This is a genomic window from Massilia sp. BAP21, from assembly GCF_057801335.1.
The window spans coordinates 5,779,410-5,803,195 of record NZ_CM173596.1 but is presented as its reverse complement, the minus strand read 5'-3'; the positions used below and the strand labels follow the sequence as shown (position 1 = coordinate 5,803,195).

Below are 23,786 nucleotides of genomic sequence, written 5' to 3'. Positions count from 1 at the left end.
TCTCCTTATGCGATCCAGGCTCAGTTTCAACCCGGGGTTCAGGCTTGCGCCGCCGGTTCTTCGTCCAGCTTGCCGATGGTCTCGGGCACGATTAGGGCGCCGATCAGGAAGATCACGCTGATCGCGCCCAGGAACAGGGCCAGCGACATCGGCACGTCGGTCGGCATCGGCGAGGCCAGCGACACGAAGGTCGGCAGCACGCCGCCAATCGCGAAACCGATGTTCCACGAGAGACCGGTGCCGGTGGCGCGGATCGTGGTCGGGAAGCGCTCGTTCAGGAAGATCAGGATCGGCGCATAGCCCATGCTGCCCAGCATGCTGAAGACGATCACGAAGAAGCCAAGGGTCACGGCGTTGGTCACGCCCGGCATCAGCAGGGCGATGGCCGGCAGCAGGATCAAACGCAGCACGCCTACCCACACGAAGGTCTTCTTGCGGCCGATGAAGGTGCTCAGGTGACCGGTGGCGATGGAGGCGACGATCACGCCGATACTGGCCAGCATGAGGATGAAGCCTGCCGTCTCGGCCGGCGTGCCGTTCACGACTTTCAGGTAGGTTGGCAGGAAGCCCGAGGTCAGGTAGTAGCCGGCGCCGCCGCCGATGGTCAGCAGCAGGTTGACCAGCAGGACGTTGCGGTACTGGCCAGTGAACAGGGTGCGGATCGGGTTGGCCATCGGGGCTGCGGCGGCCTTGCTGCGCGCCTTGGCTTCCTGCAGCTTCTTGAACATCGGCGATTCCTCGAGCTTGCCGAAGATGGTGATGCCCAGCACCGCGCTGATGATCCCGGTGAAGAACATGCAGCGCCAGCCCCATTCCTCGAACTGCTCGCCGGGGAAGGCGGCCGACAGCGCGTAGTAGGCGATCGAGGCGAACAGCGCGCCCAGGCCGGCGCCGCCGCCGCCGATCAGGCCCGACACGGCACCACGCCAGCGCGGCGCCACCGATTCGGTGCCGATGGTGTGGGTTGCCGCGACCACGCCGCCGACAAACACGCCCTGGATCAGGCGCAGGACGATGAACAGGATCGGTGCGGCGACGCCGATGGTGGCGACCGTCGGCAGCAGGCCGAAGGCGGCGGTCGAGACGCCGACGCCGATCATCGAGGCGATCATCGCCGCCTTGCGTCCCTTGCGGTCGGCGTAGGAACCGAACAGCGCCGAGCCGAGAGGGCGCATCAGCAGCGTCACGCCGAACGAAGCATAGACGGCCGCCAGCGACAGCATCGCGTGCTCGGACGGGAAGAACAGCTTGCCGATAATCGGCGCCACGAACAGCAGGATGAAGAGGTCGTACAGGTCGAGCGACCAGCCGATGCACGAGGCAACCACCGCCCTGAGCGTGTGGCGGTTGTTCTCGCGCTCGGTGAGCACGGTTTGATTGGTGAGCACAGCCATGTTTGTCTCCTAGGTATGTGTGATCACGGCGCCAGCGACGCCGTGGATGCTGCGGTTACTTCCGTCCAGCCTGGCCTGCGACTTGTATCAGTCCTTGTCAAACCAGCGCTGGTTGTGCTTCCCAGCGCTGCTGGCGCCGTCCTGCGAGGATGGCGTCGGCGATCTTCTCGGCCATCATGATCGTGGGGATGTTGGTGTTTGCCGACGGCAGGCGCGGCATCAGCGAGGCGTCGACCACGCGCAGGTTGGCTACGCCATGCACGCGGCCCTGGCCGTCGGTGACGGCATCGCGTTGTGTCGATGGACCCATGCGGCAGGTGCCGCTTGCATGCCAGACGCCGAACACGCTCTTGCGGATAAAGGCGTGCAGCGCGGCGTCGTCGGCCAGCAGGGCGTTCATGCGCTGGCCGCCGGTGACGAAGCGTTCGATCAGCCACTGGCGCAGCGGCGCCGGCACGTCGAGCGCGGCGCCGAGCACGCGCGTCAGCAGGGCGTTGCCGGGGCTGTGGCGGCTCAGGGCTTTCACGCGCGCGCTGAAGGCGGCGGGGAAAAAGTCGCCAGCGTGCTTGTGCAGTGCGCTGCCCTGGACGACGGCGGCCAGGCGGCGCACGCCGATGGCCATGCGCTGCAGGTCGCGTTCGTCAGACAGGAGATTGAGTTCGACGTCGGGCGCCGCCAGCGGGTCGCGGGACGCAAGGCGCACCTGGCCGCGCGAGTAGGGCCGGTTGCACCACAGGAAGAAGAGGCCGAGGCGGTTGCCGAGCGCATGCCAGGCGGCGCGCGTGGCGCTCGACAGATACATGTCGGCGTTGTCGCAATCGTCCAGGTTGGAGGAGAAGCGCGCCGCCGTCATGCTGGCGCGGCGGCGGCTCAGGGGCATGCGGAATTCGGGCGCCAGGAAGTGGCAGAAGGTCAGGGCCGGGTGGTCCTGCAGATTGCGGCCGACGCCGGGCAGGTCGGCCACCACGCGGATGCCGAGGCTGGACAGGGCGGCGGCATCGCCGATCCCGGCTTGCAGCAGCAGGGTAGGGGACTGCAGGGCGCCGGCCGAAAGGATGAGTTCATTCGCGTCGTAGCGCACGCGGATGCCGGCGCTGTCTATCGCGCTGACGCCGCGCGCAGCGTTGCCCTCGGTCAGCACATGCTCGACGCGCATGCCCGACAGGATGGTCAAATTCGGCCGCGCACGGGTGGCGGCGTCGAGGTAGCCGACGGCGGTGGAGACGCGCTGGTCGTCGATGTTCGAAAACGCGGCCGGGAACAGGCCGTCGCCGAATTCGCCGTTCTGGTCTTCGAGGTAGGGCAGGCCGGTGCGCTTCAGGCCATCGGCAAAGGCGTGGCAGAAGCGCGGCCAGTTGTCCGGGCCGATGCGGCGGATCGGCACCGGGCCGGCATTCCCGTGCAAGGACGAGCCGCCGAAGTCGAGATCGCGTTCCAGCTTGCGAAAGTAAGGCAGCACCTCGTCCCAGCCCCAGCCGGCGGCGCCTTCGTTGGCCCAGGCATCGTAGTCGCGCGGCAGGCCGCGATTCGCCGCCTGCACGTTGATGCTGGAGCCGCCGCCCATCACGCGGCCCTGTTCATACACTTTGAGCGGCGAGGCGGCAGTGGCCTTCGCCTTCAGTTCGGGCCAGATGAAACGGTCGCCGCAGAACAGCGGCATCGGATAGCTGTCGAGGATTTCGGCCGGCACCTGGCCAGGTGGCGTGTCAGCGCCGGCTTCGATCAGGGCGACGCGCACGCCGGGGTCGGCGGACAAGCGGTTGGCTAGCACACAGCCTGCCGAGCCTCCGCCCACGATGAGGTAATCGTATCGTTCCTGCGCCGTCTCCACGTGCGTCTCCTTCATGTCTGGTGCAGGGCTGGCCTTTGCAAATCCACCATGACCACTGCTTTTATGATTGAAGGGTAACGCTTTACGGTCATCTATTCTAATAATGTTTGTTTATGCGTAATATCAGAAAAACTGATGGTCAAGCAAAGGTATGGATGAGTAGTCTGGATACGTCAGCTGTGGGCGAGGAGGAAGCGGCCGGCCTCGTCGATGATGCGCGCGCCTTGGTCGCGGTGCGGCGAATGGCCGCAGTCCGGCAGCACCAGCACCTCGGCCTGGGGCAGCAGGCGCCCGATGCCGTGCACCTGTTCCAGGGTGCCGTATTCGTCGCCTTCACCCTGGATGGCCAGCAGCGGCGCGGTGATGCGCGCCACTTCTTCGCGGATGTCCCAGCTGCGGAAGGCCGGGTCGAGCCAGACATCGTTCCAGCCCCAGAAGGCGGAGTTGACGTCGTCGTGATGGCGCGCCAGCCGCTCGCGCAATGGACCATTCATATAAGCCTCGCGCGCTTGGCGGATTGAAGCCACATCGATCTCCTCGACCAGGATGTGCGGCGCCATCACGATCACGCCGCTTACCGGCTCGCGCGCCGCGTGCAGCAGGGCGATCGAGGCGCCGTCGCTGTGGCCGAACAGCCAGGGGCGTTCGACGCCCAGTTGCGCCAGCAGGGCCGGCAGCACTTCCCAAGCTTGGCGATGCATGAAGTCGTGCGGCAGCGGTTCGTCGAGCGGACGCGCTGTCGAGCGGCCGTAGCCATAGCGCGAGTACACCAGGCCGCGCAGGCCGTGGGCCAGGCAAAAGCGCTGCGGGAAGTCGCGCCACAGCGAGACTGAACCGAGACCTTCGTGCAGGAAGACGACGGTCGGATGATTGGATTCAGCGGCGCCGACCCAAGTGGTTTCGTGGCGCACGGTGCGGCCGCGCCAGGCGATATCGACAAAGGAAGTGGCTGGGGCGGAGGTGGCAGGCATCGGGAGCAGGCTGGTATGAATAGGGCAAAGCCCGGCGCGGGGTTCGCGGTGGCAGGCCAGAAAATTCTAGCACGGCAATAATCTTCCCGATTTCAATGCCGTGCGCATAAAGACATCGATAAATCGGATACCTTGCGTAATTCAGATACCGTTCGGTATAATTGCCGCCCTTTTCAAGATTCCGCCTCCCATGTCTGTTTCACTCTCCCTGCGCGTCGGCGTCTCGGCTTGCCTGCTTGCCCTGGGCGCCTGCACGCTCGGCCCCGATTTCCAGCGTCCCGCGTCCGCCCCCGCCATCGCCTCGTTCGCGAGCGCCGCAACCCAAACCGGCGCCGCCGTGTCCAGCAACACGGTCGAGGGAGCCATCGATCCGTCGTGGTGGACGCTGTTCCAGGACCCGCTCCTGGTCGAACTCGAACGCGAAGCGGTCGGCGTCAACCTCGACCTGCAGGCCGCCGCCGCACGCGTCGCGCAAAGCCGCGCCGCCTTGCAGGTGAGCGGCGCCGCACTGCTGCCAAGTGTGGATGCCGGCGCCTCCTATGCGCGCCAGCGCGCCAGCGGGAAGGGCACGAACGCGCTGAGCGGCGCCACCGACCAGCACGCGTTCAGCCTGTCGCAAGCCGGTTTCGACGCCAGCTGGGAGCTCGATTTGTGGGGCCGCGCACGGCGCTTGCAGGAAGCCAGCGCGGCGCAGTTCGAAGCGGCCGGCTTCGATGCGGCCGCGATGCGCGTCTCGCTGACGGCCGAAGTGGCGCGCGTCTACCTGGAACTGCGCGGCGTGCAGAACGACTTGCGCGTGGCCCGTTCGAACAGCGAGATCGCCGCGAAAAGCCTGCACGTGGCCGAGCGCCGCCGCAGCCAGGGCGTGGCCACCGAGTTCGATACCTCGGTCGCGCGCGCCCAGTTGGCCAGTTTCGAAGCGGCCATTCCCGAGCTTGAAGGGCGCGGCGCCGCCCTGGCCAATGCATTGGCGCTGCTGCTGGCGAAACCGCCGCGCGTCCTCGACGCCCAGCTGTCCGGCGCCGCCGAGTTGCCCGGCTTGCCGGCCCAGGTACCGGTCGGCCTGCCGTCCGAGCTGGCCCGGCGCCGACCCGACATCCTGCGCGCCGAAGCCCAGCTGCACGCGGCTACCGCGCAGATCGGCGCGGCCCAGGCCGATTTTTATCCGAGCATCAGCCTTACCGGCAGCGTCGGCGCCCAGGCCCTGTCGTTCTCCGACCTGGGCGACTGGGGTGCGCGCCAGTTCGCCATCGGCCCGGCCCTGCACCTGCCGATCTTCGAAGGTGGGCGCCTGAAGGGCAACCTCGCACTCACTGAAGCGCGCCAGCAGGAAGCGGCGATCGCCTACCAGAAGACGGTACTGGGCGCCTGGCACGAAGTCGACAACGCCTTGTCGGGCTACCGCCGCGTGCAGGCGCGCGCCGCGCAGCTCGACGTGGCGGTGCTGGAAAACCGCCGCGCCCTGACCCACGCCGAGCGCCGCTATGCGCAGGGCGCGGCCGACTACCTCACCGTGCTGGTCACCCAGCAGCGCCTGCTCGATAGCGAAAACGCCGCCTCGCGCGGTCGCACCGACATGGCCCTGGCCATGGTGGCGCTGTACAAGGCGCTGGGCGGCGGCTGGGATGCGGAGCAAGCACGATGATCCACGCCTGGACGCCATCCGGCGAATCCGACCTGCCGCTCTGGGTGCGCGACCTCGACGACGACACCTACGGCGTGCACCACCGCCGCCTGTGCGTGTGGGCCGACGAATTCGACGGCAGCTGGCACTGGGAAATCCAGACCTGGGACGATACCGGCGTGGCCGGGCAGGGCGTTGCCGCCAGCCGCGACGAAGCCATGCTGCTGGCCGATGCGGCCGCGCGCACACTCATTGGCCCGCAGGATGGAGAGGCAACATGACGGCGCACGCGCTTCCCATTCCCGGCGCTCCGGCCGCTGCGCACCCGGCGGGCAAACCCGCCGCCCCGCCGGCCGTCCATCCTTTCGGCCCACGCCTGCTGACCGGCGTGCTCGGCGTCTTCGTCGCCGCCATGATGTCGGGCCTGAACAGCCGTATCGGCGGCCTGGCGCTGACCGACATCCGCACCGCCTTCGGCATGGGCGTCGACGACGGCAGCTGGATCAACAGCCTGTACGCCGCCTTCGAGCTCGCGGCGATGCCGTTCTCGGCCTGGTTCGCGGTCACGTTTTCCTTCCGCCGCTACCACCTGGCGGTGGTGGCCACCTTTGCGCTGCTCGGCATCCTGACGCCGCTGGCGCCGAACGTCGAGATCCTGCTGGCGCTGCGCTGCCTGCAGGGGCTGTTCGGCGGCCTCTTGATTCCGGTGTTGATGGCGGCGGCGCTGCGCTTCTTCCCGCTGCCGCTGCGCCTGTATGGCCTGGCCCTGTATGCGATGACGGCCACCTTTGCGCCGAACGTGGCGACCTGGCTGTCCGGCACCTGGACCGACGGCCTGCACGTCTGGCAGCTGCTGTTCTGGCAAACGATTCCGCTGGCGCTGTTCGCGCTGGGCGCGGTGGCCTGGGGCATTCCGCAAGACCCGGTACGCCTGGAGCGCTTCGGGCAGGTCGACTGGATGGGGCTGGTCACCGGCTTCATCGGCCTGGTCATGCTCGGCATCGGCCTGACCCAGGGCGAGCGCCTCGACTGGTTCAACAGCCCGCTGGTGTGCTGGCTGTTCGGCGCCGGGGGCGCGCTGCTGGCCATCTTCCTGCTGTGCGAATGGTTTCACCCCATGCCCTTCATCAAGCTGCAGCTGCTGCACCGCCGCAACCTGGGCCTGGGCTTCGCCATCTTCGTCGGCCTGCTGGTGGTGCTGCTCTCCGGCTCGCTGCTGCCGGCGAACTACCTCGGCCACGCCTGGCATTTCCGCACGCCGCAGCTGGCCGTGATCGGCCTGGAAGTCGGCCTGCCGCAGTTCGTGCTGGGGCCGGCCGTGTCCTGGCTGCTGTACAAGAAGTGGGTCGACGCGCGCCATGTGTTCGCGGGCGGCCTGGTGCTGATCGCGCTGTCCTGTCTGGCCGCTTCGCGCGTGACGCCCAACTGGATGGCCGAGCAGTTCGTGCTGGCCCAGGCCTTGCAGGCCTTCGGCCAGCCGATGGCCGTGATCGCGCTGCTGTTCCTCGCCACCAGCGTGGTGCAGCCGATGGAAGGGCCGCAGGTCTCGGGCATCGTGAATGCCCTGCGCGTGCTCGGCACCCTGATCGGCAGCGCCGTGGTCGGCCGCCTGCTCGCGGTGCGCGAAGCGATGCATGCCAACGTGCTGCTCGATACCGCCGCGAATGCGCGCCGTTTGGCCGGCGCTTTGGTGCCGGCGCAACTGGGCGAGGTGGCGCAGCGTGTCGCGCACCAGGCCTTCGTGCTGGCCATCGGCGACAGCTACCTCGTGCTCGGGGTGCTGGCGCTGGCGCTGGTGCCTTTCGTGCTCGCGCTGCAGTACATCGCGCCGCCGGCCCTGCCTCCGAAAGAACATTAAATACAAACAGCATCATCAAGGATCAGCATGTCTCTCCCGAACACCGCAAAAATCACCGTCGCCGTGCTGCTCGCCGCCGTCCTGGCCGGCAGCGCCTATTCGTTCAGCTATGGCGAAGGCCACGGCGCGCGCCAGAGCACCGACGACGCCTACGTCACCGCCGACTTCACCCTGGTCGCACCGAAAGTGGCCGGCAACGTGCTCGAGGTCCTGGTCGAGGACCACCAGGCCGTGAAGAAGGGCCAGCTGTTGGCCCGGATCGACGACCGCGACTACGTCGTGGCCGTCGACATGGCCAAGGCCGACCTGGCCCAGGCCGAGGCCGACCTCGCGCGCCTGCGTGCCACCGCGCTGCAACAGGGCAGCGCCATCGAGCGTGCCAGCGCCGCCGTCGCGGCCGACCAGGCGACCTTGACATACGCCCGCGCCAACGAAGCCCGCTACCGCGACCTGTCGTCGGACGGCTCGGCAACGCTGCAGGACCGCCAGCAAGCCGAGTCCCAGGCCCAGGCCGCGGCGGCCCAGCACAAGGCCAACAGCGCGGCGTTGCTCGGTGCGCGCCAGCAGGTGGCGATCCTGCGCGCCCAGGTGGAGCAGGGCGAGGCCCAGGTGGCGCGCAGCAAGGCGGCGCTGGAGGCGGCCGAGCTGCACCTGTCGTATACGAAGATCGTCGCCCCGATCGACGGCGTGGTCGGCCAGCGCAGCGTGCGCGTCGGCGCCTATGCCCAGGTCGGCGCATCGATGCTGGCCATCGTGCCGCTGCAGTCGGCCTATGTGGAAGCGAACTTCCGCGAGACCCAGCTGGCACGCATGCGCGTCGGCCAGCGCGTCGACATCGCCGTCGACATGCTGCCGGGGACCACGCTGCACGGTCACGTGGCCAGCCTGGCGCCGGCCAGCAGTGTTTCCTTTTCTCCGATTGCACCGGATAATGCGACCGGCAATTTCACCAAGGTGGTACAGCGCCTGCCGGTGAAGATCGTCATCGATCCGGGCCAGGAGGCCGCACGCCTGCTGAAGGTGGGCATGTCGGTGACGCCGACCGTGGCGCTGGAAGGCTGACCCGACCCATTACAAGAACCGAGACCATGAACCGATCCGACGCCATCAAGGAAGCTCCCACGCCCAGCCGGCCGGCCCGCCTGACGCGCGAGCAGAGCCGCGCCCAAACCCGCGAGCGCCTGCTGGCCTCGGCCGCCGTCGTGTTCTCGCGCGAAGGGTTTGCCGGCGCCTCGGTCGACCGCATCGCCGAGGAAGCCGGCTATTCGAAGGGCGCGCTGTACTCGAACTTCTCCTCGAAGGACGAACTCTTCTTCGAGCTGTTCGACTATTACGCCGGCGGCCAGGCCGATGAACTCTGCCGCCGCCTCGATGCAGTGGAGGGCGCCGAGGAAGCCATCGCCACCGTCTGCACCTGGGCCAACGGCTTGCAGCACGAGCCGGACCTGCGCATGCTGGTGCTCGACCTGACGCGCCTGGTGCGCAACCACACGGTTTTGTTCGAGCGCCACACGCGCCTGTTCGACGAACAGTGGAAGGCGGTCGGCAGCCGGTTGGCCAAGATCTTCCCGGACGGCCGCTCGCCGGTCGCGCCGCTGGTACTGGGCGCGCTGGTGATGGAACTCACCTACGGGAATGCGATGCAGCTGCACGCCGAACTGCGCGCCGGCGACCTGATCGGCCTGGCCTTGCGCGCGCTGCGCGACGCCCACCGCGCCTGAAACCTGACCGGACCTGTCATGCTCCTGAAAACCGCCTTGCTCTTCGTCGCCACCGCCCTTGCCGAAATCGTTGGCTGCTTCCTGCCCTACCTGTGGCTGCGCAAGGGCGGCTCCATCCTGCTGCTGGTGCCGGCCGCAGCGAGTCTGGCGCTGTTCGTCTGGCTGCTGACCCTGCACCCGGCTGCGAGCGGACGCGTGTATGCGGCCTATGGCGGGGTGTACGTGGCCACGGCGCTGGTGTGGCTGCGCTTTGTCGACGGCGTCGCGCTGTCGCGGCTCGACTGGGCCGGGGCGGCCATTGCCCTGTGCGGGATGGCGATCATCGTCTCGGGCTGGAAGAGCGCCTGACAGCGGCAGCGCTCATGGCCATACCTTTTCCGTCGATATCCAGTCCACGATGGCAAACGAATCGTAGGCAATGTAGAACAAGCCGCCAGCAAGCAGTGTGAGGAGCAGGGCAAGGAGCCGGATGAGCCGCGAAGCGGTCGTGCGGCCCGATGCAGCCGCGCGTCGGGCGTACATGAACACGGCAGGCGCGCCAAGCAGGCAAAGAAGCGCCGCGCCAAGGTAGAGCCAGCAGAATACGCAGCTGGCCGACAGGGTGGAGGTCGTCATCTGTGCCTCATTCGAACTTGCAGCATGGTGTATTGCCCTTGCTCCAACCAGCCCAGCACTCTCAAATGCTAGTCGGCAAATGATCAGCGTGCATTTCTTCCTTGAAAATGAGAGTCAGAATGGCTCAAGCAGGGCAGGTGTATATTACAGATGCTGCTACGCAATATGTTGCGGGTCAGCAATCGCCTGCAGTCGCGGGGAGCGCGTGCGAAGCCATCCGAGCACGCGGGGTGTGATGTCAAAATGCCTGGACCAGGCACGCCGAGCGACAACGGCTATGTATCGCTGACCTGGCGCGGCATCGACGGCAGCGTCCTCGGCACCGTCGCCACCGCCACGCTCGACTCGCACGACGGCGCCTGGCAGCAGTACCAGGGCTGGTTCGACATGCCGGCCTCGGCCTTCTCGGTGGACTACACGATGAACTTCGTGCGCAACTTCGGCTACGACCTCGACAACTACTTCGACGACAACGTGCTGGACATCTTCAAGGTGCCGGAAACGGGCACGCTGGCCCTGAGCCTGCTCGACGTGGCCGCCATCGCCTCGGTGCGCCGACGCAGCCGCTGACCCATCGCCCCCGGCAACGCGCCGGGCGAGCCTTCCGAACGGCGGCCTGGTGCCGCCGTTTTTGCATTCGTGCGCAGAAAAACACGAACGGCTCTTCTATTGATAGTGAATTCTCATTATAATTAATGCCAGGCCGCTCGCGGCATCAACAAGAACTCACCGTCACCGGATAAGGAACCGCCCCATGCACGTCCTCGCCTGCCAACGCACGCCGCTCACGCTCGCCATCCTGCTGGCCTTCAGCGCCTCCGCGCATGCCCAAACGGCATCGTCCCGCATGGACAAGGATCCCGACAGCATCCCGACCGTCGTGATCTCGGCCAGTGCCCTCGGCCTGCTGAGCGACGACATGGTCACCCCGGTCACCTCGCTCGGCGGCGGCGAACTGGTGCGCGCCCGCGAATCGACGCTGGGCGAGACCCTGGCCGGCCAGCCCGGCATCACCTCCAGCCACTTCGGCGCCGGCGCCAGCCGCCCGGTGATCCGTGGCATGGACGGCCCGCGCGTGAAAATCCTGTCCGACGGCGCCGAGATCCAGGATGCCTCGACCATCAGCCCGGACCATGCCGTCGCCTTCGAGCCGGTGCTGGCCGAGCGCATCGAAGTGTTGCGCGGCCCGTCCGCGCTGGCCTATGGCGGCGGCGCGGTGGGTGGCGTGGTGAATATCCTCGACCGCAAGATCCCGACCGCGATGCCGGACAAACCGCTCGAGGGTTCGGTCGAACTGCGCGCCAACTCGGTGGCGCAGGAAAAGACCACGGCCTTCGAATTCACCGGCGGCGCGGGCAATCTCGCCATCCACGCAGAAGGCGTGCTGCGCGATGCCGACGCCTACAAGGTCGGCAGCGGCTGGGAAGGCGGCGGCCGCGTACCTGGCAGCTACAAGGAAAGCGAGACGGGCAGTGTCGGTTTGTCGTGGATCGGCGAGCGCGGCTTCATTGGCGCGGCCTATACCAAGGAGCGCAGCGAATACGGCATCCCGGGGCACAACCACGAATTCGGTTCCTGCCACCCGCACGGCGACCACCTGCATTGCGGCGGCCACGAGGAAGAGGGCGAGGAAGGCCACGAGGACCACGAGCATGAGCACGAACATGGCGCGGAAGACGTCCCGGTCGTGAAGCTCGACAGCGACCGCTGGGACATCCGCGGCGAATACCGCGAGCCGCTGGCCGGCTTCAGCAAGCTGCGCGTGCGCGCTTCGATCACCAACTACCAGCACGACGAACTGGAAGACGGCATCGTTGCCACCAGCTTCAAGAACAAGGCCCACGATGGCCGCCTCGAACTCGAACACAAGCCGCTGGGTGGCTGGCGCGGCGTGCTCGGCCTGCAGACCGGGAAGCGCGACTTCGCCGCCTCCGGCGAGGAAGCCTACGTGCCGTCCACCGTCACCAAGAAGCACGCGGTGTTCCTGCTTGAAGAATACAAGCTGGGCGACTGGCGCTTCGAAGCGGCGGCGCGCCACGAGTGGCAAGACATCGACGTGGATTCCGAGACCCAGCGCGACACCAGCGCCCGCGGCACCTCGGTAGCAGCCGGCGCGGTCTGGAAGTTCAGCCCCGAATACTCGCTGCGCGCCTCGGTGTCGCGCAGCCACCGCCTGCCGACCGCCGAGGAGCTGTACGCCGACGGCGCCCACCTGGCCACCAGCACCTGGGAAATCGGCAACGAGAACCTGACGAAGGAGACCTCGAACAACGTCGACCTCACGCTGCGCAAATATGCCGGCGCGACCACCTTCTCGCTGAGCGCCTTCCACAACCGCGTGAACGACTACATCTACGCGAACACGCTGGATGCGCACGAAGGGTTCCAGCTGATCGAGTACGCCCAGCGCGATGCCACCTTCACCGGCCTGGAAGGCGAAGTGCGGCGCAAGCTGACGTCGAACCTGAACGCCAGCCTGTTCGGCGACATGGTGCGTGCCCGCTTCGAGGACGGCGCCAACCGCAACCTGCCGCGCATCGCACCCTACCGCGTCGGCGCCAAGCTCGACGCCAACTGGCAGCGCTGGCACGGCCTGGTCGAATTCGTGCACGTCGGCAGCCAGGACGACGTGGCCCAGTTCGAAACCCCGACCGGCGGCTACAACATGCTGAACCTGGGCACCCATTACACGACCCGCATCGGCGGCGTGCCGGCCCAGTTCTACGCCCGCATCAACAATGCGACGAACGAGCTGGCCTTCAGCCATACCTCGTTCATCAAGAACGCGGCGCCGCTGGCCGGCCGCAACCTGACGGCGGGGCTGCGCCTGGTCTTTTAAGCCATCGAGCAGGCGCATGCCTGCCGGCCCGGCGCATCCGTGTGGGTGCGCCGGGCATGTTTTTTGGAGTAGCGAATGAAAAAACTGATCAAACTCGGCGACTACGCCGGCATCGCCGCCTCGGCCCTGTGCCTGGTCCATTGCGTGGCCGGGCCGCTGCTGGTGCTGGCCTTTCCGGTGCTGGGGCTGGGCGGCCAGCACCATGCCTTCCACGACTTGCTGCTGGCGGCGGTGACGGTACCGGTGCTGCTGGCCTTATTGCCGGGCTACCTGGCGCACCGCGATCCCTTCGTGCTGCCGGTCGGGCTGGCGGGACTGGCGTGCTTCCTGGCGGCGGTGTTCTTCGTCGGGCCGCGCTACGGCCAGGGTGCGGAGACGGCGCTGGCGATCGTCAGCAGCGTGCTGCTGGTGTCGGCGCACCTGCGCAATCATCGGGGATGCAAGCGCTGTGTTGCGGCTGGGGGTAACGGGAAGGCTGTGCACTGATTGCTGAACGCGTGGCCCGGTCCACCCTACGGGTTAGGGCGCGTAGGGTGGACGGCTCTGCCGTCCACGCGTTCAAGCAGCGGATGCGTCTACCTGCACTGGCTGCACAGCCCATACAAGGTCAACTCGTGCGACTCCAGCACGAAGCCTTGCGGCGTCAGCTTCTTCATGTCCCCCGGACAGGCATGCACCTCATACACCTTGTCGCAGGCGCGGCAATGGAAGTGGTGATGGTGTTCGTGCCCGGCGATCTCGTAGCGGTCGCCGCCGCCGGGCAGCGACACGGCGGCGATGTCGCCGGCTTCCAGCATCGCCTTGATGTTGCGGTAGATGGTGGCCATGCCGATGCCGGGCACGGCGCCTTGCGCATGCTCCAGGAGTTCCTGCGGTGACAGCGGACGGCCGGCGGCGGCCATCACTTCCTGGATGGCCTTGCGCTGACGCGTATTTCTTTCCATGTAATCGATCCTTCAATGGCCGGGGCGGCACGGGCAATCCGGTATTATCGCGCGATTCTGGCGATATTGCTCCTGCGGCCCACAGCTTTATTCCTCCGCGGCCGGCAGCGGCGCCCAGCCCATGTCCTTGAAGAACGCCTGCGCCAGGCGCTGGTAACCCGGCACCGTGAAGTGGATCAGGTCCTTGGCCATCAGCGCCGGCGACTGGCGCGCCCACTCGTAGGCCTTGCCCTGGCCGCCCATCGCGTCTTGCATGCTCCAGGCGCTGCAGCCGGCGGCCTGGGCCACCTCGGCCTGCAACCGGTTGATGTCGGCATGGATGCGCGAGTACTGCAGCAGGTCGATCTGCGCCGCCTTTTTCCTGCGCGCCTGCGCTTCGCGTTCCTTGCGTGTCTTGGCCTTGCGGATGTTCGCCGAGCGCGGCACCAGCACGCCGCGGTCGCCCGGCCCGACCAGCACGCAGGCAGCCGACGGGAACACGGTCTTCATGTTGGCCACCGAATCGGTCAGGCTCTTGCGGTAGGCCGCCAGGTCGAAGGGCTTCACGTTGCCCTCGTTGGTGCCGAATTCCAGGATCACCAGCTGGTACTGGTCTTTGGCGAACCAGCCCGCCAGGTAATCCTGGTTGCTCGCTTTCCAGCCGGCCACGGTGGCGCCGGGGTAGCCGAAGACATCCATGCCGAAGGGCGCCGGCGCCTGCGGCAGCAGCTCCAGGCCATGGAAGCGCAAGCGCCCGTCGAGCAGGCGCAGCTTGACCTGGGATATCGGCAGGTCCGCCATCAGTTCCAGCGCGGCCGGGCCGGCGGCGCCGGCCAGCGACACTTCCTGCTCGGCGCCGCCGTCGACGCTGATGCCGACCCTCAGCGGCGCATCGAGCTGCTGGTAAAGGATGCGCACGCGCTCGTAGCCGGGCGACTGCGCCGTCTTGCGCAGGTCCCAGGCCAGGGTGGCGCCGGGCTCCGCGGCGAACATGTTGCTCAGGCCGGGGCCGGGCGCGGCCGCGCTCTCGCCGCCCACGTAGTTCGGCTCGTATTTCCACTGCGCGCTGACGCAGGAGCGCAGCAGCGGCAGGCGCACGCCGGCGCGGTTCATGTTGGCCGGGATCAGGGTATTGGTCACGCCGCCCGGCGCCTTCAACTGGCGCAGCAGCTCCTCGGTAAAGAAGTTCGCGGCTAGGTGGCTGTCGCCCCAGATGGCGATGCGGTAGGGCCCCGGCCCCGGGCGCGAAGACGGGGCGGGAGGCCGGGGCGCGACCGGCCCGGAGGCCATGGTCACGTCGGCGTTCGGCGACATGCTCAGCACCGTCTCGAGGGTCGGTACTTCGAGCGGGTCGGGGTTGGCCGCCGCCGGCCGGCGCGTCACCGGCGCCGCTTTTTCGCATTCGAGCGGCGCCGGGTCGGGCCGGGCCTGGACCAGCAGCTGGCGGATGGCCGGGGACGCCGGCTGCGCGGCGGCCAGGGACGGCAGCGCGGCGGCCGCGAACAACATCAGGGACAAGGGTCTGCGCATGCGCTCTCCATAGCGCCGCCGCGGCGGCAAAATACCATCAATCAAACGCGCAGGGTCAATCGACCGGCACCTGCCTGCCTGCGGCCACCGCGTTCAGGCGGCGCTGCTCGGCGCGCACCTTGTCGATGTAGGCACCGCTCGAAGCGCCGCCGCCGAAGTAGAAGCGCAGCGCCTCGTCTTCCGACCCGCCCTTGAGCTTCACGCAGTCGTGCAGGATCTCGGCACCCACCTTCAGGCTGACGATGGGATCGATGAAGCTCGACTTGCCGCCGAATTTCTCGTAGCGCTTGGCGTGGATCACCGGCATCACCTGCATCAGCCCCTGGGCCCCGGCTTCGCTCTGGATGTAGGGGTGGAAGTTCGATTCGATCGCCATCACCGCGATGATCAGGTTGGGCGACAGTTTATACTTCTTCGACAGCTTGTCGGCCTCGACGATCAGGATCTCCAGCATGGCCGGCGAGATCCGGTACTTGGCGCCCAGCCACTGGGCCATCGCGGCCTGGGACTTGCTGGCCTTGACCGGTTTCGGCACGGCCGGCGCCGCGGGCGCCACGGGTGGCTGCGCGCGCGCGGCCGTGGCGGGCGCCGGTGCGGCGGAGGTGGGCGCAGTCGCCGCTGCCGCCGTGGGTGCCGCGGCCAGGCTGGGTGAGGATGCGGCGGGCGCCGCCGGTTGCGCCACGGCCTGGGCGGCCGGCTGCGTCACCGCCTGCGCCGCCTGCCCGCGGCCCAGCCATTGGCCCAGGCGCTCGGGATGGACGAACGCATACACGACAATCGCCACGGCGAGGATGCCGAGCACCCGCACCAGGGTTAACACACTACGTAAAGCCCTCATGGGTCTCCTTTTCCGGGCTGTCGACCGGCCTGCCGCAAGGGGCAGGGCGGACGGCCCTCAATCGCCTGGCTGCGCCTCGACCGGGGTGGGCGAGGGGTGGGCCAGGTGGTTCGCTGCCGCTTCTTCCGCTTTCGCGGCGTGGTCCGCCGCATGTTCGGGCGGCTGCCTCAGCCCTTTTTCGGCGGCCTCGTGGGCGGCGGGCGGTTCGGCGGCGGGGGACGCGGGCGCCGCTGTCGCTTGCTTCGGTGTCTCCTGCGGCGCTTCCTTGTGCAGGGGCGCCGGGCTGTGCGTTGCGGCGGCCGGCGCCAGTTCCTTGCTTTTAGCCAACATTGTATCCTGTTCGCTCGCCGGCATGATAACCGTTCCGCCGGTCGCCTCCTTGATTTGGGCAGTCAGGGCCCGGATGCCCTTCACCGTCAGGTGGGTATTGTCCTTGCCGAAGAAGGCCGGCCGCGCCGCCGACAGGGCGTCCCAGTCGATCACGCGCACGTTCGGGAAATCGGCCGCCATGCGCGCGATGATCTCGTTGTTCGGCTTCATCCAGGGCTTCGGCACGTGCACGTTCACCAGCAGCACGTGCTCGCGGTCGGCCAGCTCGGCCAGCAGGGCGCGGTACTGGCTTTCGGTGATGTAGCCGTTGGTCCCGAGGTGCACCAGCACCGTCTGCGCCTTGCCGTCGGCCGCGCGCCAGGCCTGGATCACCTTCAGGCCCTGGCTGGCCTGGCGCCCGACGGCGGCGTCGATGCGGATGCCGGGGATGACCTTTTCCAGGTGGGCCTGGGCGCCTTTCAGGACCGAGTCGCCGATCGCGAACAGATCGTCGCCGCCGGAGATGCGCTCGTTCGAGGCCAGTTCCTCGTCGCTGACGGTGGGTGCGGCGGCGCTATCCGGCGCCGCGGGCGCCCCGGTTGCGATGCGCTCCTGCAGCGGGCTTTCCTGTGCGGCGGGCGCGGCGGCCACCAGCGGCGCCGGGCGGATGCCGTACAGCGCGGTGCCGGCGAACAGCGCCAGTACCGCGCCGCTGTAGCTGAGCACCAGGGTCTTCATCCGGCGCGCGTCCAGGCCGCGGGTATCGAACTTCTTCATCGGCTCTTCGGTGCAGCGGTACAGCAGCTCGGCCAGCACGGCCACGGCGGCCAGCCCGCCGGCCAGCACCGCCGGCTCCGAAAAATCGGTCCAGCCGTGCAGGCGCATCCAGCAAAACACCAGCCAGTGCACCAGGTAGAGTGAATACGAGCGCACCCCCAGCCATTGCATGACGCGGGTCCGGAACAGCCGCGACAGCACGAAGCCGCGGTCGCCCATCACGGTATAGGCCACCACGCAGGTCAGCAGCGGCACCAGCAGGAAGGCGCCCTCGTAGGTCCATGGGTGGTCGTTGTTCATGGCCTGCATCATCCAGCCCAGCAGGCCCAGCGCGGCCAGGGCGGCGGTGCGCCAGCCCCAGCGCGCCAGGACGCCGCGCGCCGCCGCCCGCCACGGATTCCAGAAGCCGGCCAGCGCCGCGCCGGCGAACAGGCCCATGGCGTGGGTGTCGGAGCCGAGGTAGAGCCGGTTGCGCAGGGCGCTGTCGAGGTCGGGCTCGAACAGCCAGGCCATCCAGGCGGTGCTGGCCAGCGCCAGCAGCAGGGCCAGCGCGCCGGTCGCCTTTTCGCCGTAGCGCTTCAGGGCCAGCCAGGCCAGCGCCGGCCACAGGAAGTAGAACTGCTCCTCGACCGCCAGCGACCACAAATGCTTGAGCACCAGCGGCGTGGTGTCGAAATAGCCCTGCGCATGAACGATTTGCCACCAGTTCGACACATAGGCCAGCGCCGCCGGCACGTCCGAGCGGAAGTGGTCGAAGGCCTCGTCGGCGGTGGGCACTGTGAAGGCAGCCAGCACGATCAGGCCCAGCACCGGCGGCATCAGGCGCTTGAGCCTGCGGAAATAAAAGGTCGCGAAACGGAAGTCGCCCTGGCGCCGGACTTCATCGAGCAGCTTGGCCGTGATGATGAAGCCGGAAATCATGAAGAAGATGTCGACCCCGAAGAAGCCGGCGCTGAGCAGGCCGGAGACTTCGCAGTGGAACAGGATCACGGACACCACGGCCAGCGCGCGCAGGCCATCGAGTTCGGCAAAACGGTGTTCTTCTTGTAAGGCGCCAGGATGTGTCTTGGAGTGAGACATGGAAGCGTTCGGTTGTCGGTTCGGTTGTCAGTGTTTGTCGGTCAGCATCGCTTCGCCGAACAGGCGGCCGCTCACCTGATAGCCTTTTGCCGTCAGGTGGGTCTGGTCCTTCTGCATCTGCGGCGGCTGCATGCCGGCCCAGCGCGCGGCGGCGCCCGGCCCGCCCATGGCCGCCTGCCAGTCCCAGAAGCCGCAGCCCAGCTCTTCGGCGGCCTGCTTCTGGGACGCGGCGATCTGGCGGTGCACATTCGCATAGCGCAGCGCGGCGGCCCCCGCGGCGCTGGGCACGCCGCGGTCCGGCGGCCCGACCAGCATGCAGCGCGCATGCGGATACAGCTTGCGCATGCGCCCCAGGTTGCTGCGCAGGTAGGCCAGGTAGTCGCTGCGCGAGAAGCGCGGGGCGGCGCCTTCGTTGGTGCCGTACTGGACCAGCACCAATTGGTAATCGTCGGGCGTGCCGAACAGGTTCTCGTCGGCATACGCCCAGCTGCGCAGCATGCCGCCCGGGACGCTGAAGCTGTCGAGGACCACGCGCGCCGCCTGCGCATACGCGGGCGCGAAGCCGTGCACGGTCACCTGGCCCGACACCAGGCGGATGCGGATCGCCGCCATCGGCGCGTCGGGCACGATCCGCAGGCGGGTGGCGCTGCTGCGGCTGAGCGGCACCAGCTGTTCGGCGCCACCGTCGACCGCCACGCCCAGCAGCAGCGAACCGTCGGGCCGCGCCTTTTCGAACACGATCGCCAGCTCTTTCACGCGCGCGGCAAGCGAGGGCGAACGGAAGTCGAGCAGGATGCTGTCGCCCGGCGTGGCCGAGCGCATGCTCACGAAACCCTTGCCGTACCAGCTGGGCTGCCGGCCCTTGCCCGGGTTTTCCTTGTGCGCGTAGCCGGTCTGCCAGCCGCTGGTGGCGCAGGCCGATTTTAGCGGCAGGCGCAGCCCCGGCACCTGGACCCCGGCCTGAATGAAGGAAGGCTGGACGGCGGCGCGGGCAATGCCGGCCGCGTCCAGGGCGGCGTCGATGAAGTCGGGCGCAGAGGTCAGGCTGTCGCCCCAGAGGGCGATACGCAGAGGGGAAGGCTGCGCAGGGGAAGGCAGCTGCGGCGGTTCGGCGCCGGCATGCCAGGTGAAGCTGGCGTCGGCGCGCAGCACCGGGCGCAGCGCGGCGCCCTGCCAGCCGCAGGCCGGTGCCGCCAGCGCGGCCTGGCCGGCAAGCAGGCCGAGGCCGAGGGCCGCGCAGCGGAGCATGGGTATCGGGAATGACTGCATGGGGTGTCGGTAAGGCGAAAACCTGTCTCTTGTTACGCCAACAGGCCACGCACCCGGGATGGGCGGCGTGGCCTGTTTGGTATCGCTAGTTTAATGACTGGAGGAATCATTTAGCGTCGTATTTCATGATTTGCTGCAAATATTTTCAGTCCGCAGGGCGGTCCGCGAGGACCTCGCTCAACCGGCCTTGCGCCGTGGCGCCAGCAGGTGCAGGGCCAGCTTCGCGCCATACAGCACGACGATGGTGCCGCAGAAGTCGCCGGTGGCCATCGCCACGAAGCTGCCGAGCAGGCCGCTCTTGTTTTCGGCCAGGCCGAACCAAAGGTGGTGCAGCAGCGGGCTGGCGATCGAATACGCCAGGGCGCAGCACAGCAGGCGCGCCGGCGTCAGGTTGCCCAGCGAAGCCTGCAGGCCGAAGCGGCGGCGCATCACGAGGTAGACCAGGTAGGGCGCCACGGCGCCGAGGAAGCCGCCGGCCACCGAACGCAGCGGATCGTCGGGAAAGAAGATGAATGCGCAGGCCGCCCAGCTGACCAGGAACAGGCCGACGGCGCCGGCTTCGGCGAACAGCAGGGTGGCAAGCAGGCGCACGCCGGCCGGCAGGTAGAGCCAGTTGATGCCTGGTGCGAATTCGAGGCGAAGGAAGAAGAGTTCGTTCACGGCCAGGGCCGCGGAGAACATCGCGATGGTGGCGCCGGCCATCAGCGCTTGCAGTTGAAGCTGTTTCATACCCTGGTGCAGTAAAATAGTCTGGCCGGACCAGGCCGCCAACGTTCATGCGCCGGCCGGCAGCATCCGCCACCGCCAACCCATGAAGAAAACCCGCCCCGCCGACATCTATCTGCGTTTCCTCCAGCTGACCGAAGCCCTGCGCGGCTTGCCGTCGCTGCCCGAGCTCGACCCGCTCGAAGAACGCATCCTGGCGCTGATCGCCCGCGCCGGCCAGACCGACCAGCGCCTGAGCGTGCGCGACGTCATGGGCGCCACCGAACTCGGCGCCCCGGCCACCGTGCACAACCGGCTCAAGTCGATGCGGGAAAAGGGCTGGATCATGCTGGCCGATACCGAGGACACGCGCCGCAAGCGCATCGAACTGACCCAGGCCGCACTGCTGCACTTCGACCGCCTGTCCCAATGCATGCTGCGCGCCACCGAAGGCTAGGCGGACGGCATAGTACCATCTAGAAATAGTCGAAAACTATCCAATAGTCACAAGCCGGGGTCAAGTCTGACATCCGGACATGGGCTCGGCTGTAAGCGATCGGCGTGGACTTTCTAGTCCGCTTTTGCTCGCCACATGAAAACATTCAGGCGCTCGCCGATCGCGCCATTTTCCGTTTCGATTCAATGAACCGTCTTAGCCATCCTGGCCGAATGCAATAAGGGAAGGACTGGCGTGCGCATCAGCGCCCGGCGGTCCATCGCAATGCGTACGTATTACAACGGTCCTGTGCGTCGATTGCTCCACACGCCGAAGCAATGCCACCAAAACGATCCCATTATTTCAAGTCTTGATCGGGAACGAATCCGATCCAATCGATGTGGCATATCGTCTCCACCGCACTTGATTGCTTCTTGTTTTGCAAGATATCATGACAACAAAAAGTGACTAAAAGCAATCTCATCGGATTGCATAGCGCCGGACCGTGCCAGCCACGGCAGCGAAACAAGTCGCCACCACCAATCAACCAAAACGGAGGAATGTTCACGCATGGCAAACGAGTTGGACGAAGTAAGCGGCCCGGTCGACGAGGGCGGACGCGATGTCAATGTCATCAGCAGGCAGATTCCGGTCCAGATCGGCACCGGTTCGCTGATTTTTGAAATCGCCTTATGGACGGTCATTCCGATCATCGGCCTCGTGGCGCTGTTGACCGATGCATTGCCGCGGACATACAGCCTGGGCCTGCTGGTATTGGGCGCCTTGCCGGGCCTGGTTTTCCAATTCATGAAGGTATTCGCGCTGGCCTACCTGCGCAAGCTGCAGCAGAAAATCCAGGCCGATGCATCGCAGATCGACAATTACCTGGAACAGCGCGTCGTTATCCTGAACAACGTGGTCGGCCTGGTCGCAAAAGCCATCGATCTCGACAAGGATGTGATGAAATCGGTCGCGGCTTACCGCAGCGGGCACAACGCCGATGCCGCACGCAACGAGGCTTCCCAGAAAATCGACGGCATGTTTTCGCGCATTAGCCTGGCTGTCGAGGCGTATCCGGACCTGAAAGCGCAAGCCGTCATTGCCGATGCCATGCGCCAGAACAGTTATCTGCAAAAGGAAGTGACCGCCGCGCGCACGTTGTATAACGATACCGTCGGCATGTGGAACCAGGATATCTTCGCTTGGCCAACCAAGCAGATCGTTGCGGCGCGGGCAGGCTATACGACCCGCATTCCATTCACGGCCTCTGCCGAAACCAAGGCCGCCGCACGGGGTGTCTTCTTTTGATTGCCGACGTCCACGAGCCGCTGGAGCAGTATTCCTCACATTTCAGGTCTGCCCACCTCGAAAACACGTCGGACTTTTTCGAGGACCTCGTGCGCCGCTCCGGCGTCGACGAGAACGCGAATATCCAGACGGTACGGGAACTGCGCGAGCTCGAGGATCAGGCGGCCGGCGCGGGGTCGGCCAACAAGTGGTGGCGCATCCTGCGCGGCGTCACCATCGCGGCCGCGGTGCTGCTGGCGCTGTATATCGGCGCCAATTACGCCTGGCTCTGGATTGTGCTGCCGGCAATCGCGCTTGCCGCTGCGCTGCACCTGCTCAATCGCACCATCAACGACTCCGACACACGGCTCAAAAGCCTGCGCGACGCCTGCGAAGCGAAGCGCACCGAGGCCTGGAGCCAGATGGCGCCGCTGAACCGCCTGTTCGACTGGGATATCGTGGCCAAACTGATGGAAAAAACGGTGCCGCGCATTGCCTTCGACCCGTATTTCAGCAACGGCCGCATGGACGAGCTGCGCAGCAGCTTTGGCTGGCACGGCAATCTCGGCGACGACCATTCCATCGTGTTTTCGCATAGCGGCGTATTGAACGGTAATCCGTTCATTCTTGCGCGCACCCTGTCGCACTGGATGGGCAGCAAGACCTACCACGGTTCGCTCCAGATCAGCTGGACGGAACAGTACCGCGATTCGCAAGGCAAATGGCAGTCGCGCACCCGTTTCGAAACGCTGCGCGCATCGGTCGAGCGCCCATTCCCCGAATACGAAAACCGCACGTTCATCGTCTACGGCAACGAAGCGGCGCCGGACCTCGTATTCAGCCGCAACCCGTCGAAACTCTCCAAGCTGGAAGACGGCCTGTTCGACAAATGGCGCAAGAACCGCGCCATCAAGAAGCTGGAAGCGAAATCGCGCGATGTGGGCGAGGGCAATACGTTCACGGTGATGTCCAACCGCGAGTTCGACGCCTTGTTCGATGCCACCGACCGCAACCACGAAGTCCAGTTCCGGCTATTGTTCACGCCCCTGGCGCAGCAGGAAATGCTCAAGCTCCTGAAGGACAGCGAAACGGGCTTCGGCGACACCTTCGTGTTCGAGAAAACGCACATGATCAACGTCGTCGAAGCGGGGCACATGCGCAGTACCGACATCAGCGGCGATCCCGCCAGCTTCCATGCCTACGAACTGGCCCACGCGCGCAGCTTCTTCAACAGCTACCACAACGCGTTCTTCAAGTCGTTTTATTTCGGGATGGCGCCACTTCTCGCCATTCCGCTGTACCAGCAGCATCGGCCGCATTCGGACATCTACAAGGACACCTATTCGCACAAGCCCTGTTTCTGGGAGCACGAGGCGATCGCCAATTACCACGGCGAGGCGGCGTTCAACCATCCCGAATGCGTGACGCGCAGCATCCTGAAGACGTCCACGGAAAGCGAGGCCGACGGATCGCAGGCGGTGCGCGTGACCGCCAGCGGCTTCAAGAGCGTCGGGCGGACCACCTACATTTCGGTCTGGGGCGGCGATGGCCGCACCCACCAGGTTCCCGTGCATTGGGACGAGTATTTCGAGGTCAGTAACAGCGCCAGGGTGCTGGTCAAGGAAACGGCCGCGCCGGGCGAGGCGGCGAACGGCGCCGCCACGGACGGTGATGGCAGCGCGATGCCGGCGGCGTTTGCACGGCATGGCATCGCTGCCGGGACGACCGTCCTGCGCCGGTCGATCCTGTCGGCGATCCTGCCCGGCTGATGTGACCCCG

At 66.8% G+C, this 23,786-nt stretch carries 22 protein-coding genes; 12 read left to right on the top strand and 10 right to left on the bottom strand.

Translation table 11 applies throughout. The features are described 5' to 3' along the window. Nucleotides 1–38: 38 nt before the first annotated feature. The 3 genes from ACWYRN_RS25260 to ACWYRN_RS25250 all read right to left on the bottom strand — a co-directional run bounded on the left by ACWYRN_RS25260 (nucleotide 39) and on the right by ACWYRN_RS25250 (nucleotide 4,196). Nucleotides 39–1,394, bottom strand: coding sequence for an MFS transporter (locus ACWYRN_RS25260; RefSeq protein WP_488690529.1), 1,356 nt, complete (start codon nucleotides 1,392–1,394; stop codon nucleotides 39–41). Between the two features lie 97 nt (nucleotides 1,395–1,491). Beyond that, nucleotides 1,492–3,240, bottom strand: a complete 1,749-nt coding sequence (locus ACWYRN_RS25255; RefSeq protein WP_488690528.1) for a GMC family oxidoreductase — start codon at nucleotides 3,238–3,240, stop codon at nucleotides 1,492–1,494. A 158-nt stretch (nucleotides 3,241–3,398) separates the two neighbouring features. Continuing rightward, nucleotides 3,399–4,196 carry an alpha/beta fold hydrolase gene (locus tag ACWYRN_RS25250; RefSeq protein ID WP_488690527.1) on the bottom strand — a complete coding sequence of 266 codons (798 nt, stop codon included), beginning with the start codon at nucleotides 4,194–4,196 and terminating at the stop codon, nucleotides 3,399–3,401. Between the two features lie 190 nt (nucleotides 4,197–4,386). Between ACWYRN_RS25250 and ACWYRN_RS25245 the strand changes: the two genes are divergently transcribed. From ACWYRN_RS25245 to ACWYRN_RS25220, 6 genes are read left to right on the top strand one after another with little or no spacing between them, the layout of a single operon-like run. After that, nucleotides 4,387–5,841, top strand: coding sequence for an efflux transporter outer membrane subunit (locus ACWYRN_RS25245; protein WP_488690526.1), 1,455 nt, complete (start codon nucleotides 4,387–4,389; stop codon nucleotides 5,839–5,841). After that, nucleotides 5,838–6,101, top strand: a complete 264-nt coding sequence (locus tag ACWYRN_RS25240) for a hypothetical protein (protein ID WP_488690525.1) — start codon at nucleotides 5,838–5,840, stop codon at nucleotides 6,099–6,101. The genes ACWYRN_RS25245 and ACWYRN_RS25240 overlap by 4 nt, the downstream gene beginning before the upstream one ends. Next, nucleotides 6,098–7,678 (top strand): MFS transporter, encoded by a 1,581-nt coding sequence (locus ACWYRN_RS25235; RefSeq protein WP_488690524.1) that lies wholly within the window; start codon nucleotides 6,098–6,100, stop codon nucleotides 7,676–7,678. The genes ACWYRN_RS25240 and ACWYRN_RS25235 overlap by 4 nt, the downstream gene beginning before the upstream one ends. A gap of 27 nt (nucleotides 7,679–7,705) precedes the next feature. Next, entirely contained in the window at nucleotides 7,706–8,740 is a 1,035-nt protein-coding gene (locus ACWYRN_RS25230) for an HlyD family secretion protein (protein WP_488690523.1), read from the top strand. Between the two features lie 26 nt (nucleotides 8,741–8,766). Next, nucleotides 8,767–9,399, top strand: coding sequence for a TetR/AcrR family transcriptional regulator (locus ACWYRN_RS25225; RefSeq protein WP_488690522.1), 633 nt, complete (start codon nucleotides 8,767–8,769; stop codon nucleotides 9,397–9,399). Nucleotides 9,400–9,417: 18 nt separating this feature from the next. Further along, nucleotides 9,418–9,747, top strand: a complete 330-nt coding sequence (locus tag ACWYRN_RS25220) for a YnfA family protein (RefSeq protein ID WP_488690521.1) — start codon at nucleotides 9,418–9,420, stop codon at nucleotides 9,745–9,747. A gap of 12 nt (nucleotides 9,748–9,759) precedes the next feature. Here the strand turns inward: ACWYRN_RS25220 and ACWYRN_RS25215 are convergent, their stop codons facing one another. Continuing rightward, entirely contained in the window at nucleotides 9,760–10,014 is a 255-nt protein-coding gene (locus tag ACWYRN_RS25215) for a hypothetical protein (protein ID WP_488690520.1), read from the bottom strand. A gap of 243 nt (nucleotides 10,015–10,257) precedes the next feature. Here ACWYRN_RS25215 and ACWYRN_RS25210 point away from each other — a divergent pair, with 243 nt between their 5' ends. The 3 genes from ACWYRN_RS25210 to ACWYRN_RS25200 all read left to right on the top strand — a co-directional run bounded on the left by ACWYRN_RS25210 (nucleotide 10,258) and on the right by ACWYRN_RS25200 (nucleotide 13,339). Next, nucleotides 10,258–10,584: a hypothetical protein gene (locus tag ACWYRN_RS25210; protein WP_488690519.1), complete on the top strand. Its 327-nt coding sequence runs from the start codon at nucleotides 10,258–10,260 to the stop codon at nucleotides 10,582–10,584. A 184-nt stretch (nucleotides 10,585–10,768) separates the two neighbouring features. After that, entirely contained in the window at nucleotides 10,769–12,853 is a 2,085-nt protein-coding gene (locus ACWYRN_RS25205) for a TonB-dependent receptor domain-containing protein (RefSeq protein ID WP_488690518.1), read from the top strand. Nucleotides 12,854–12,928: 75 nt separating this feature from the next. After that, entirely contained in the window at nucleotides 12,929–13,339 is a 411-nt protein-coding gene (locus ACWYRN_RS25200) for a MerC domain-containing protein (protein ID WP_488690517.1), read from the top strand. Between the two features lie 89 nt (nucleotides 13,340–13,428). On the opposite strand, the gene ACWYRN_RS25195 is transcribed toward ACWYRN_RS25200, so the two are convergent. The 6 genes from ACWYRN_RS25195 to ACWYRN_RS25170 all read right to left on the bottom strand — a co-directional run bounded on the left by ACWYRN_RS25195 (nucleotide 13,429) and on the right by ACWYRN_RS25170 (nucleotide 20,308). After that, a complete protein-coding gene (locus ACWYRN_RS25195) occupies nucleotides 13,429–13,797 on the bottom strand; it encodes a Fur family transcriptional regulator (protein ID WP_488690516.1) in 369 nt (122 codons plus the stop codon). A gap of 87 nt (nucleotides 13,798–13,884) precedes the next feature. Continuing rightward, nucleotides 13,885–15,306, bottom strand: a complete 1,422-nt coding sequence (locus tag ACWYRN_RS25190; RefSeq protein WP_488690515.1) for an SGNH/GDSL hydrolase family protein — start codon at nucleotides 15,304–15,306, stop codon at nucleotides 13,885–13,887. Between the two features lie 55 nt (nucleotides 15,307–15,361). Beyond that, the gene (locus ACWYRN_RS25185; RefSeq protein ID WP_488690514.1) at nucleotides 15,362–16,144 is read right to left on the bottom strand and encodes a transglycosylase SLT domain-containing protein; all 783 of its coding nucleotides are present in this window, start codon (nucleotides 16,142–16,144) and stop codon (nucleotides 15,362–15,364) included. Between the two features lie 57 nt (nucleotides 16,145–16,201). Next, entirely contained in the window at nucleotides 16,202–18,310 is a 2,109-nt protein-coding gene (locus tag ACWYRN_RS25180; RefSeq protein ID WP_488690513.1) for an acyltransferase family protein, read from the bottom strand. Nucleotides 18,311–18,337: 27 nt separating this feature from the next. Then, the gene (locus ACWYRN_RS25175; RefSeq protein WP_488690512.1) at nucleotides 18,338–19,558 is read right to left on the bottom strand and encodes a GDSL-type esterase/lipase family protein; all 1,221 of its coding nucleotides are present in this window, start codon (nucleotides 19,556–19,558) and stop codon (nucleotides 18,338–18,340) included. Between the two features lie 198 nt (nucleotides 19,559–19,756). After that, on the bottom strand, nucleotides 19,757–20,308 hold the full coding sequence (locus tag ACWYRN_RS25170; RefSeq protein ID WP_488690511.1) for a hypothetical protein: 552 nt from the start codon (nucleotides 20,306–20,308) through the stop codon (nucleotides 19,757–19,759). Nucleotides 20,309–20,390: 82 nt separating this feature from the next. Between ACWYRN_RS25170 and ACWYRN_RS25165 the strand changes: the two genes are divergently transcribed. The 3 genes from ACWYRN_RS25165 (at nucleotide 20,391) to ACWYRN_RS25155 (ending at nucleotide 23,776) form a co-directional block, all read left to right on the top strand. Continuing rightward, on the top strand, nucleotides 20,391–20,741 hold the full coding sequence (locus tag ACWYRN_RS25165; RefSeq protein ID WP_229436832.1) for a winged helix-turn-helix domain-containing protein: 351 nt from the start codon (nucleotides 20,391–20,393) through the stop codon (nucleotides 20,739–20,741). A 561-nt stretch (nucleotides 20,742–21,302) separates the two neighbouring features. After that, on the top strand, nucleotides 21,303–22,028 hold the full coding sequence (locus tag ACWYRN_RS25160; protein ID WP_488690510.1) for a LemA family protein: 726 nt from the start codon (nucleotides 21,303–21,305) through the stop codon (nucleotides 22,026–22,028). After that, on the top strand, nucleotides 22,025–23,776 hold the full coding sequence (locus ACWYRN_RS25155) for an MAG1210 family protein (protein WP_488690509.1): 1,752 nt from the start codon (nucleotides 22,025–22,027) through the stop codon (nucleotides 23,774–23,776). Before ACWYRN_RS25160 ends, ACWYRN_RS25155 begins: the two co-directional genes overlap by 4 nt. Nucleotides 23,777–23,786 lie beyond the last annotated feature (10 nt).